This window comes from Arcticibacter sp. MXS-1 (genome assembly GCF_041902385.1).
Classification (GTDB): Bacteria; Bacteroidota; Bacteroidia; order Sphingobacteriales; family Sphingobacteriaceae; genus Arcticibacter.
The window spans coordinates 145,129-157,787 of the sequence record NZ_CP169244.1 but is presented as its reverse complement, the minus strand read 5'-3'; the positions used below and the strand labels follow the sequence as shown (position 1 = coordinate 157,787).

General features: G+C 51.0%; 7 protein-coding genes. All 7 read left to right on the top strand.

Features of this window, described 5'->3' with window-relative positions; translation table 11 throughout:
• The first annotated feature begins 36 nt into the window (after window positions 1-36).
• The 7 genes from ACES2C_RS00580 to ACES2C_RS00550 all read left to right on the top strand — a co-directional run bounded on the left by ACES2C_RS00580 (window position 37) and on the right by ACES2C_RS00550 (window position 12,427).
• Window positions 37-1,128 carry a carbohydrate-binding family 9-like protein gene (locus ACES2C_RS00580; protein WP_374165093.1) on the top strand — a complete coding sequence of 364 codons (1,092 nt, stop codon included), beginning with the start codon at window positions 37-39 and terminating at the stop codon, window positions 1,126-1,128.
• Window positions 1,103-2,206, top strand: coding sequence for a family 10 glycosylhydrolase (locus tag ACES2C_RS00575; protein ID WP_374165092.1), 1,104 nt, complete (start codon window positions 1,103-1,105; stop codon window positions 2,204-2,206). Before ACES2C_RS00580 ends, ACES2C_RS00575 begins: the two co-directional genes overlap by 26 nt.
• A 413-nt stretch (window positions 2,207-2,619) precedes the next feature.
• Window positions 2,620-4,923 carry a GH92 family glycosyl hydrolase gene (locus ACES2C_RS00570; protein WP_374165091.1) on the top strand — a complete coding sequence of 768 codons (2,304 nt, stop codon included), beginning with the start codon at window positions 2,620-2,622 and terminating at the stop codon, window positions 4,921-4,923.
• A gap of 63 nt (window positions 4,924-4,986) precedes the next feature.
• A complete protein-coding gene (locus ACES2C_RS00565; protein ID WP_374165090.1) occupies window positions 4,987-6,603 on the top strand; it encodes a glycoside hydrolase family 2 protein in 1,617 nt (538 codons plus the stop codon).
• A 2-nt stretch (window positions 6,604-6,605) separates the two neighbouring features.
• Entirely contained in the window at window positions 6,606-7,595 is a 990-nt protein-coding gene (locus tag ACES2C_RS00560) for a hypothetical protein (RefSeq protein ID WP_374165089.1), read from the top strand.
• Window positions 7,596-7,599: 4 nt separating this feature from the next.
• Window positions 7,600-9,954, top strand: coding sequence for a glycoside hydrolase family 3 N-terminal domain-containing protein (locus ACES2C_RS00555; protein WP_374165088.1), 2,355 nt, complete (start codon window positions 7,600-7,602; stop codon window positions 9,952-9,954).
• Window positions 9,955-10,351: 397 nt separating this feature from the next.
• Window positions 10,352-12,427: a cation:proton antiporter gene (locus ACES2C_RS00550; protein WP_374165087.1), complete on the top strand. Its 2,076-nt coding sequence runs from the start codon at window positions 10,352-10,354 to the stop codon at window positions 12,425-12,427.
• The last annotated feature ends 232 nt before the right edge of the window (window positions 12,428-12,659 follow it).

Below are 12,659 nucleotides of genomic sequence, written 5' to 3'. Positions count from 1 at the left end.
ATTGTAATGTTTAACCGATATATCTGCTTTTGTTTTTTGCAGCTCGTTTTGCTGCATTTGGAGGGGCGGTCGCAAACCTCATTCAAGGGACTTGAACATTTGTTCACTGAGCCCTCTCATTATACTTGTACCTATTCTGCCCAGGCCCCTGCAATTGACGGAGACATTCATGATACGGTATGGAACAAGGCGCCCTGGTCAGCACCTTTCCGCGACATTGAGGGCGACAAAAAGCCCGCACCTTTTCTTAACACAAGGGTTAAAATGCTCTGGAACGACTCCTGCCTTTTTATAGCCGCTCAGCTTGAGGAGCCGCACGTATGGGCCAGATTGAAGAAAAGAGATGATATTGTTTTTCACGACAACGACTTCGAGGTTTTCGTTGATCCTGATAACAACACCCATCAGTACTTCGAGATTGAGGTCAATGCCCTCAACACTATTTTTGATCTTTTTCTTTCGAAACCCTACCGGAACAACTCCGGCGCCCTTTTCAGCTGGAATGCTCCGGGATTGAAGTCGGCAGTGAAGGTGCTGGGAACGCTGAATAAGGGTGACGACACCGACAAGGGCTGGACTGTTGAGATGGCTTTGCCGTTCAGGGCGGTGACTGTCGGTAACGACGTGAAGGTTCCGAAAGAAGGAGAATTATGGCGCATCAACTTTTCGCGCGTTGAATGGGACTGTGACGCGAAGGATGGAAAATATAGAAAAAAGAAGGACGCTGCTGGCAAAGAGCTCCCTGAGCATAACTGGGTCTGGTCTCCGCAGGGCGTAGTCAACATGCACTACCCCGAGCGCTGGGGATATCTGCATTTTAGCAGGAAGCAGGGCGCAACCTTTCAGCTGCCCTACACCGAGAAGCAGCGCAAATACCTCTGGCTGGTTTATTACAGGCAGAAAGAGTATTTTGAGAAGAACAAGAAGTACGCTCCGGCACTGAAGGAGCTTGGCATAGATGAAAAAATTGAGATCGATGGCAGATCGAATATAATAAAGCTTGCCGCCTCGCGCACTCAGTTCTCCGCACGGATAAAAGGAGAAAGCGGGCGCATCATAGAAATTAATGAAGAAGGCCTGGTTCAGGTAACAAATGACAACGATGAACAGCAGAAGGAATTTTCTTAAGTCGGCCTGTATTGCAGGTGCAGCTGCCAGCGTATTACCTGCGGGAGAGGTACTGGCAGCTGGTCCTCCCAGGAAGAGCTCCAGGCATTGGGTATGGACAAATCCTGATTTGAAAGACACCGGCAGTGCTTTGTCTGCCCGTTACAAAAGCTACTACGATAGCGGTGTGCGCGGGATCTTTTTCGAGGCCGACAGTCCCCTTCACTTCAAAGCAGCAAAGGCCGCTGGCCTGGAGGCTCACCGCTGGATGTGGACGATGAACCGGGGAGAAAAGGAACTATTGGCTGTGCATCCCGAATGGTACGCCATCAGCAGGGCAGGCAAGTCCTGTGCTGATCATCCGCCCTATGTTGATTATTATCGCTGGCTATGTCCCTCGCGTCCGGAAGTGAAGGAATACCTGCTCTCCAATGTCAGGAGCATTCTTGATAAAGATTACGTTGATGGTATTCACCTCGACTATGTCAGGTTTTGCGATGTTGTTCTCCCTGTAAACTTATGGAGCAATTATCATATTGAGCAGACCCGGGAGCTTCCCGAATACGACTTTTGTTATTGCGAGCAATGTCGCTCCCGGTTTAAAGACTGGAGAGGCATTGATATCGATTCCATACAGTATCCGGAGGCCAGCCTGTCCTGGCGTCTTTTCCGCTATCAGGCCATCACTGAGATTGTCAATTCTATTGCAGCGGTAGCCAGGAGTTACCGTAAGGATATCACTGCTGCCGTATTTCCGACCCCCGAAGTAGCCAGGCGAAATGTAAGGCAAGACTGGACTAACTGGAACCTGAGCGGTGTTTGCCCCATGATCTATCATGGTTTTTACAAAGAACCCGTTAGCTGGATTGGAGATGCCGTAGCAGAAGGTGTAAATTGGCTGAATGGCAAGTTTCCTTTGTATGCCGGTTTGTTTATCCCAGACTTTAAGAGCCCACAGGAAATACAGGCGGGCATGGAGTACGCCATGAAAAACGGAGCAGCAGGTATATCGTTGTTTGGGGATGTGACAGAGGATGTGCTGAACGCGTTGAGGAGTAGTAATAAGGCTCTCCGGCAGAGGGAGAGGCAGAGCGGTTGAAACGTCGGTCAGACACTACAAAAACTGACTCTAAATTTGAGTAGCAAATGCAAAGAGAGCAGTTAGGAGTTACATGTGCAGGGCGGCATGAATGGTCATTGAGCAGTTTTTGCTTCTGCTAAGGAAGTGTGAAGAGCAATATATGTTCAAGGCTTAAAAGAAATAAATATGTAATTCAACAAAAATGCAGTTAACTGAACAAAAGATATTCAAAAGGCACACCTCCGCGAGGGAGATGAAATTGCTTGAATGTTGTTTGTTGCCTTTAAAAAGATGAATGTACTTTTATAGAAGGCACTAATGAGCAGCGTATCACAACCTGGAATAAAAAATCGCAGCATGCGGGGATGAACGTTGATCGAGTGTTCTTCTTGTCCGTTTACAGACGAATTAACTTTCACAAAAATCTAAATATGCAAACGACGGATTTACTAACAGGCGGGTTAAAGAAAGGTGTTTTGGCTTTGGCCCTGGCACTAGTAGGAGTGGCGGGTTTTTCGCAACGGAAGCAGCAGCACAAGCCGGGGCCGCTGAAGGCTGATAATCTGACCCAGTATGTCGACCCATACATTGGCACTGGCTTTCACGGACACGTTTTCCTCGGGGCTAACGTCCCTTTCGGGCTGGTTCAGCTCGGTCCTGTCAACCTCTCGCAAGGGTGGGACTGGTGCTCCGGATATCACTACTCCGACTCTACCATTGTCGGGTTTTCTCATACGCACCTCAGCGGTACGGGAATTGGCGATCTGGGCGATATTGCATTGATGCCCGTCACCGGCAATGTGAGGTTTTCCAAAGGCAATCTCAAAGATCCGGAAAGTGGCTATGTTTCGCTGTTCTCGCACAAGGATGAGACTGCCCGGCCGGGATACTATTCCGTCAAGTTAAAAAGATACAATATTAAGGCTGAACTGACCGCCACTGCCCGGGTCGGCTTTCACCGTTACACTTTTCCCAAGTCTGAAAACGCGGGATTTGTCATAGACCTCCGACAAGGGATTGGCTGGGACAGGCCAATGGAGACTCACCTGGAGAAGGTGAACGATACCACTCTCATTGGGTACCGCTTTTCTTCCGGCTGGGCTGTCGACCAGAGGATCTGGTTTAAGATGGTGTTTTCTAAGCCAATGAAGAGTTTCTCCCTCGCAGACAGCACTGCTCAAAAGCCGGGCACAAGCTTAAAGGCAAAGCAGGTCTTTGGACGGGTCTCTTTCAGTACCAAAGAAGGGGAAGTGGTATTGGTCAAGGTGGCTCTCTCGCCGGTAAGTGTTGAGAATGCTGCTATGAACCTCAAAGCCGAACTGTCTGGCTGGAACTTTGGAAAGACCAGGCAGTTGGCCGACGCCGCCTGGAACAAGGAACTTTCCCGGGCAGTTATTCACGCCGCTGATCCTGCCCGCATGCGCACCTTCTACACTGCCCTTTATCATACCATGATCGCGCCCTCATACTTTAACGACGCGAACAGGGATTATCTCGGGACCGATAAGAAAGTGTACCGCAATGCGCCCTTTACCAACCTCACTACCTTCTCCCTTTGGGATACCTATCGCGGAGCCCATCCTTTATTTACCATCCTTCAGCCCGATAAGGTGAACGACATGATCAATACCATGCTCGCTATCTATAAGCAGCAGGGTAAACTTCCGGTATGGCATCTGATGGGGAACGAAACGAACTGTATGGTGGGCAATCCGGGTATCATTGTCGTGGCTGACGCATGCATGAAAGGCTTCAATGGTTTCGATAAGGAACTGGCGTTTGAAGCAATGGAGAATTCTGCCATGCTGGATGAGCGCGGACTCAAGTACGTGAAAAAGTACGGCTACATTCCGGCGGATAGCACGGTCGAGTCGGTAGCGATGGGTATGGAGTATGCCATTGCAGACTGGGGGATTGCTCAGGTAGCCAAAAAAATGGGAAAGAAGGACGATTATGAGTACTTCAACCGCCGCGGGCATTATTATAAAAACTACTTCAACAAGCAGGTCCGCTTTGTCAGAGGACGTCTTTCTGAGAATGAGTGGCGTACACCCTTCAATCCTTTTGAATCTGTACATGGCAAGAACGATTATACTGAGGGAAATGCATGGCAGTACACCTGGCTGGTGCCGCAGCATCCGGAGGGATTGATCCAGCTGCTTGGTGGAGAAGAGGCCTTTACCTCAAAACTAGACTCACTTTTCATCATAAAGGGCGATCTGGGCGCTCACGCTTCTCCCGATATCAGTGGACTTATTGGTCAGTATGCACACGGGAATGAACCCAGCCACCACATTTCCTATCTCTATAACTTTGTTGGGCAACCATGGAAAACAGCAGATAAGGTAAGACATATCATGGATCATCTTTACACAGATAAGTTTGACGGGCTTTGCGGAAACGAAGACGTCGGGCAGATGTCGGCCTGGTATGTGCTTTCTGCGCTTGGTTTTTACCCCGTAAACCCCACTAATGGGATGTATGTTATCGGAAGTCCGGTGATCAATGATGCCAGCCTTGCCGTAGGAAGAGGGAAGACCTTCAGGATAGAAGTCAGGAATAACTCGAAGGAGAACAAATATATTCAGCGAATTACCCTGAACGGCAAACCCTATACCAGGTCGTTTATCCTTCATTCTGATATCAGTAACGGCGGAAGGATGACGATAGAAATGGGCAGCAAGCCGTCAGGATGGGGAACTGCTAAGGCCGATCGCCCCTACTCAGAACTATAAACTCATATTCCGGAGATGATAAAGAGATATTTCGTTAGCTATTTATTTTTGATTGTTTGTCTTGTGAACTACAATATAGCAATAAGCCAGTCGCGGTACGAACTGAATGAGCAATGGAAATTTGCGCCCATAAAAGCGGTTGGAAAGGACGGCTTTTCGATCTCGAACAAGAGCTATTCCCTGAGCAGCTGGAAACCGGCAGTAGTGCCCGGTACGGTTCTCACCTCTATGCTTCAGAACAAGGAGGTCCCCGATCCCTTCTGGGGAATGAATAATGAGCGCATTCCCGATATTTATCATACGGGGAGGGACTATTATACGTACTGGTTCGCCAGGGACTTTAAGGAAGCAGTTCCCGCTAACGGCCAGCAGGTGTGGCTTACCTTCAGAGGGATCAACTACAGCTGCGACATTTTTCTGAACGGCCGCAAGGTGAACAAGGATGCCTACAAGGGGATGTTCCTCCGCAAGTCGTTCAATATTACCGGCCTGCTCTCCAAAGACGGCGATAACCGGCTTGCCGTGATTGTATACCCTCCTGATCCCGTTGGTGATCCTAACGGCGGACAAGGCGGAGATGGTACAATTGCAAGGAACGTTTCCCATCAGTACGTGGCCGGCTGGGACTGGATCAGGCCTATCCGCGACCGCAATACGGGCATCTGGGATAAGGTCTACATTGAGAAGACCGGAACGGTCAACCTCCGCGATCCTCATGTGGTCACGCTCGTTCCGGGACTGAGAAATACCGGGGGCAAACAGGCTGATGCCATTGTTAAAGTTGCGGCAACTCTTCAAAACACTTCAGCAAGGCCCGTTACCGGAACGCTCAGGTATGAGCTGTCGGGAAACAAAGTATCAAAGCAGGTCACCGTGCCGGCCAACAGCTCGGTGGAAGTGGCCCTGCCCCACCTCAGTCTTAAGAATCCTAAGCTGTGGTGGCCCGCCGGCTATGGCAAGCAGGATCTTTATGCCATCAATCTGGAATTCCTGCAAGGCAGTCGCATTTCTGACAGTGAAGGCGTGAGCTTTGGAGTGAGGCAGATACAGACCGAATGGAATCCGACAACGAGAAGCCGTCAGATCAGGGTCAACGGACAAAAGATCTTCATTAAGGGAGGAAACTGGATCATTTCGGATGCCATGCTCCGGTTTTCGCCCCAGCGGTATGACGCTGAAATCAGATACCACCGTGATATGAACCTGAACCTCATTCGTATATGGGGCGGGGCCCTGGTTGAGCGTCCCGAGTTTTACGAAGCCTGCGACCGCTATGGCCTGCTCGTTTTGCAGGATTTCTGGATGTCGGGCGACTGCAACGGACGCTGGGTTGATCCGCTGAAGAAGGAAGACCAGTGGACCAGGCGCCAGTACCCCGATGACCACAAGCTCTTTCTTGAGTCGGCAGCCGACATGATCAGAATGGTCAGAAACCATCCTTCTCTTGCCATGTGGTGCGGGGGGAATGAAATAATGCCTCCTGACGACATCCTCCTTCCGCTGCGTGATACCCTTCTTCCGAAGCTCGATGGTACCCGCTGGTTTATTGACTATTCCAATTCTGACGAGATGTCTTATAATTTCCTGGGGGGAACGGAGACGGACCTTACACGATTCAGCCCGTCAGTTCATTCTGGGAAAAGCAGACCTGGCCGTTTAACTCCGAAGTTGGATCGGTAGGCGTGGGCGACTACGAGTCGCTGGAGCGTTTCATTCCTCAGGAAAATATGAAGGTGCCTATCCCTCGTCCGGGTCAGCAGCCCGTGGAAGAGGCCGACTCGGTGTGGACCTATCACACCTACACCGGAGTGGGCTACGAGCAGGCTCTTGAGCCCTATGGCCGGCCGAAAGATGTGCGCGATTTCGCTTTCAAAGCACAACTGGTGAATTATGATCAGTATCGCGGACTCATCGAGGGCTTTAGCTCACATATGTGGCACTGGTACACGGGAGTGATCATCTGGAAGACCCAGAATCCATGGACCGCTATGAGGGGACAGATGTACGATTACTACCTCGATCCCAACGCTTGCCTGTTCGGACTGAGAGCAGGAAGCCGTCCTCTGAATCTGATGTGCAATCCGGTTGACGGCTCCGTTATTTTGGTGAACAATGGCTTTGAACAGGAAAGGAACCTCATGCTGGTGATCAAATCGTACGACATGGAGGGAAAGGAAAAGCTGCTGACACAGGTCTTTGCTTATGCCGAACCTTCATCAGTCAAGAAGATCCTTTCGGTAAAGAATGAGCTCGATGCGCTGGCTAAAAAAGGGGGAGCTTTTCTTTCACTCCAGATTCTCAATACCAAACAGGAAGTACTTGCCGACAACTTCTACTGGTTCCCTGATGAGCAGGGCAATTACTCAGGACTCAACAAAATGAAGGCTGCTCAGCTGTCAGTAGAAGCCAGGCCGGTTTCTAAAGGCAAGGTAGAGGTGCGGCTAAAGAACCCGGCAGGAGCGCCCGTCGCTTTCTTCAACCGGGTATCCTTGCTTGATCCGGCGACCGGCAAGCGCATTCTGCCCGCCTTTTATGATGATAATTACGTTTCTGTACCTCCGGGAGCTGAAAGAGTTGTGACTGTAGAATACCCGCTTTCGGGGAATACGGCGACGCCTCTTGTTACGGTAAAAGGCTGGAATGTTGATCTAAAGCAGGTGTCTGTACAGTAGAGAGATGAAAAGCATTTGGATTGTTACCTCGTTCCTGGCCCTGACTTCATTGGCGGCGGGGCAAACGAAGCCTTCTTATAAGGATTCCAGGGCACCCGTTGAGACCCGTGTGCAGGATCTTATCGGCCGGATGACGCTCGAAGAGAAGGTAGGGCAGCTGTCTGTTCTTCTTGGCTGGGAAATGTACGATAAGAAGGTACGGGGCCCTGAGGCCAGTGAGCAGTTTAAGAAGGCTTTGAGAGATGATCATATAGGAATGCTCTGGGCCACCCTCAGAGCCGATCCCTGGACTAAGAAAACCCTGAAGACAGGTCTTGATCCGCTAACAGCGGCTAAGGCCACGAACGCGCTGCAGAAGTACGCCATTGAAAATACCAGGCTCGGCATTCCTCTTCTTTTGGCAGAAGAATGCCCGCATGGGCACATGGCTATCGGTACCACCGTTTTCCCTACTTCCATTGGGCAGTCGAGTACCTGGAATCCTTCCTTAATTGAAAAGATGGCCGCTGCCATAGCGGAAGAAGCACGCGTGCAGGGTGCCCATATCGGATACGGTCCCGTCCTTGATCTTGCACGTGAGCCGCGGTGGTCGAGAGTAGAGGAGACCTACGGAGAGGATCCGGTCCTGAATGGCGCCATGGGAGCTGCCATGGTAAGAGGCTTCCAGGGAGCAGATTTGAAATCAGGACGGAACGTGATCTCAACCTTAAAGCATTTTGCCGTTTATGGGGTGCCTGAAGGCGGCCATAACGGGGGCAGCGTGACCGTTGGCGAGCGCGAACTGATGCAATCTTACCTGCCGCCCTTTAAAGAGGCGGTGAAGGCTGGTGCTCTCTCTGTCATGACGGCCTATAACTCGGTCGATGGAGTTCCATGCTCTGCAAACCCCTTTTTGCTGAAAAACGTGCTCCGGGAACAGTGGGGATTCAAGGGCTTCGTGGTATCGGATCTGGGAAGCATTAGCGGTCTCGTTTCGAGCCACCAGGTAGCCGCTACGGGCACAGAGGCAGCAGCGATGGCCATCCGCGCCGGATTGGATGCAGACCTGAGCGGCTACGGCTATGGGAAGAACCTGCTGGAAGCGGCTAAGGCGGGGAAGGTAAGCAGGTCTGTCCTGGATACCGCTGTTGCCCGCGTCCTGAGGATGAAGTTCGCTCTGGGCCTGTTCGAGCACCCTTATGTCGATCCGAAAGTTGCTGCCCAGAAAGTAAGGAGCCGGAACAATATCATGCTGGCCCGGCAGGTAGCAAGAGAGTCGGTCATTCTTCTTAAGAACGACCATAACCTCCTGCCGCTAAAGAAGAATATAAAGAGTATCGCCGTTATTGGCCCAAATGCCGATAACATCTATAATCAATTAGGTGATTATACAGCACCTCAGTCGGACGACGCAATCGTAACGGTACTGGAAGGTATCCGGGCGAAGGCAGCGGCCGGTACAAAAGTTACTTATGTGAAGGGCTGCGCCATCCGCGACACCAGCTCAGACGAGATAGAAAAGGCTGTATTGGCGGCCCGCAGCGCCGATGTTTGCGTGGTGGTACTGGGCGGCTCCAGCGCCCGCGACTTCAAAACGGAGTATCAAAGCACAGGTGCCGCCAGAGTAAGCGCCACGGAGAATGCCGTCAGTGATATGGAGAGCGGTGAAGGGTTCGACCGCTCCACCCTCGACCTGATGGGAAAACAATCAGAGCTGTTACATAAAGTTGTAGCAACGGGAAAGCCCGTTGTATTGGTGCTCATCAAGGGGCGGCCTCTGAATCTGAACTGGCCATCAGAGCATGTCCCCGCGATCCTTGATGCCTGGTATCCCGGACAGGAGGGAGGTAATGCGATTGCCGACGTGCTTTTCGGCGACTACAATCCTGCCGGCCGTCTCCCTGTATCGGTGCCCCGTTCCGTAGGCCAGCTCCCCGTATATTATAATCAGAAGAAGCCCGCCCCTCATGATTATGTTGAGACAAAAGCCGGTCCTCTTTATCCCTTCGGGTACGGACTGAGCTACACTAGTTTCGAGTACCGTGACCTCCGGATTAAAAGAGAGGGGACAGGTGCCGGCATAACGATTGTTCGTTTTGCCCTCAGGAATGCTGGCAGGATCGCAGGAGAGGAGGTGCCTCAGCTCTATATTAAGGACGACGTGAGCTCCGTAGTAACTCCCCTGAAGCAGTTAAAGAAATTCTCAAAAGTATATCTGCAGCCGGGCGAAGAAAAAGCAGTTGAATTCTCTCTTTCCGATAGCGAACTGAACCTGCTGGACCAGTCCATGCAGTGGAAGACAGAGCCCGGAACCTTTACCGTCATGATCGGCGCTTCTTCAGAAGACATCCGTCTCAAGGGGCAGTTTGAAATAAAGTAACTGCAATGAGGAGGATAGTTCGCTATCGGTGCCCTTCTTGCTCAGGCTGAGCTTGAAATACAGTAACCGTCATAAGGAGGATAGACCGCTGTCGTTGCCCTTCTTGCTCAGGTTGAGCTTGAAATACAGTAACCGTTATAAGGAGGTTAGTCCGCTATCGTTGCCCTTCTTGCTCAGGTTGAGCTTGAAATAAAGTAACTGCAATGAGGAGCCAGTGGCAGGTCCTTGTCCCTGGCTCATGAGGCATATCTATGAAAGCCTTTAGTGTAAAACTTTTTTGACGCGCACCTGCTTTTATCATGAGGCGGCCTTTCCTGTTTTTATTTTACCTTTAGGGCTGCCGAATACCAAATCTGCGTTTCAAGCCCGACCGGCGCTGCAGATCAATGTATATACTATGAATAATAGCGCAATCAGTCATGTTCTGTCCGAGTTTCAGTTGCCACTAAAGAGCCCGGTTCTTATTTTTTCTCTTATTTTATTCATTATCCTCCTCGCGCCGCTGATCTTAGGTAAGATCAAGGTGCCGGGTATTATCGGCTTTATTATTTCGGGAATTGTCATTGGACCGAACGGGTTTAACGTGCTCGAAAAGAACTCCGCTGTAGATCTCTTCTCCACTATAGGCCTTCTGTATATCATGTTCATTGCGGGGCTTGAACTCGACCTCAATGAATTCAAGAAAAAGAAGTACAAGAGCCTGGCTTTTGGCTTTTTCACGTTTACCATACCCTTGTGTCTGGGGCTGCCGGTCTGTTATTACCTGCTGCACTTTTCATGGCCCACCTCAGTGCTCACAGCCAGCATGTTCGCCACCCATACCCTGGTAGCCTACCCGGTGGTCACCCGCTACGGTGTTTCCAAAAACGAGGCAGTAGCTATTACGGTAGGCGGGACCATTCTCACCGATACTGCCGTCCTCATCATCCTGGCAGTGGTGATCGGTGCAGGTGAAGGCACGCTTCCCTATCACTTCTGGCTTCAGCTGCTGATATCCCTCATTTTATTCTCGCTGATCATGTTCCTGCTGGTGCCCCGGGTTACGAAGTGGTTCTTTACACGGCTCGAGAGTGAAAAGACTTCTCACTTTATCTTTGTCCTGTCTGTGGTCTTTTTCGCTGCCTTCCTGGCCCAGCTGGCAGGAGTAGAACCCATTATCGGTGCCTTCGTGGCTGGCCTCGCGCTGAACCGCCTTATCCCATCGTCGTCTGCCCTGATGAACCGCATTGAATTTACGGGGAATGCTCTGTTTATCCCCTTCTTCCTGATCAGCGTAGGAATGATCGTCGACGTGAAAGTCTTGCTCGAAGGTCACGAGGCCCTGATCGTAGCCGGAGCACTTACACTCGTAGCGGTCCTGAGTAAATTGGGAGCCTCGCTTCTGACGGGAGCGATATTCAAGTACAGCAAGCCCCAGTCGCTCCTGATCTTTGGTCTGAGCAGTGCTCACGCTGCTGCTACACTGGCAGTAATTCTGGTGGGTTACAAGGCCGGTATTATTGACAAGAATATTCTGAACGGCACCATTATCCTGATCCTGGCAACCTGTATCATTGCTTCTTTTGCCACTGAGGCGGCCGCCAAGCAGATTGTGGCTTCCGAAGAAAATATGGTGCCTCTGGCTGCGGATACAGACGAACCTGAGAACGTTCTGGTAGCGATCGCTAACTTCAGCAAGCTGGAAGTGATGCTCGATCTCGCCATTTTACTGAAGGATAAAAAGTCGCCCCATCCCATCCAGCTGCTGTCGGTCGTGCATAATAACGAAGATGCAGAGAGCAACCTCAAGCTGGCGAGAAAGCGATTGGAGGGCCTGCTGCATTACGCCTCAGCCGTTGAAGCCGGAGTGGAAGTGGTTACCACGATCGACTATAACGCTGCCAGCGGAGTGATCAGAACATCGCGGGAGAAAGGCGCTACACTCATCATCTCGGGCTGGCCTCGAAAAACGACCTTCCTTAACAAGTTTATGGGCGACAAAACGGAGACCATCATTGAGAACACCGACAAGAACCTGTTTGTATGCCATCTTGACCGCCCTGTTGCGGTTCATGAGAGGATTATGCTGTTCTGCCCTCCCATGGCTGAGTATGATGCAGGCTTCTCGGTATGGCTGTCAAAGGTATCGCTGCTGGCCAAAGAACTGTCTACTCCTGTGTATTGCCATTGCGGGCTCGCTACTCAGACGGCTATCGTTGCCGTGCTGGAGGAATTGCAAACCAATGCCGACTTTATTTTTGCCGACTACCGCGACTGGGAGCACGGCAATGTTGTCAAAGAGCTCGTACGCCCGGACGATCTCATCTTCTTTGTTGCCGCGCGGAAAGGTTCGCCTTCTTACCAGAAATCGTTCGACGGGATCCAGATAAAGCTGGAGCGCTACTTTGCCGGTCTGACGAAGATCCTCGTCTATCCGCAGCGCTCAACCGACGGGCAGGAAATGCCATCAGCTGGCATGATCGGAGATTTATAGGAAAATCAAGGGATCATGCCTTCCTTGATGAACACAGAACAAATCGCCGTTCGCAGATTGCTTAAGTGCCTCAAACGGTGCATGGCAGTTCCGGCACAAGTTAAGGACATAGTCGTCTCTCGTTATCAATCCAGCCGCTAATAAGGCATGAAGAAGCCGCAATGAAGCCACGTTTTGCTGTATATACGTGGCTTTAATGTGGTGGTACGGCGCCTGATACAGTAGGGGGCAC

Excerpts from the sequence above, each read along its gene's own strand:
- ACES2C_RS00575 (WP_374165092.1), top strand. The coding sequence starts at position 1,103 with ATGAACAGCAGAAGGAATTTTCTTAAGTCGGCCTGTATTGCAGGTGCA.
- ACES2C_RS00570 (WP_374165091.1), top strand. The coding sequence starts at position 2,620 with ATGCAAACGACGGATTTACTAACAGGCGGGTTAAAGAAAGGTGTTTTG.
- ACES2C_RS00555 (WP_374165088.1), top strand. The coding sequence starts at position 7,600 with ATGAAAAGCATTTGGATTGTTACCTCGTTCCTGGCCCTGACTTCATTG.
- ACES2C_RS00550 (WP_374165087.1), top strand. The coding sequence starts at position 10,352 with ATGAATAATAGCGCAATCAGTCATGTTCTGTCCGAGTTTCAGTTGCCA.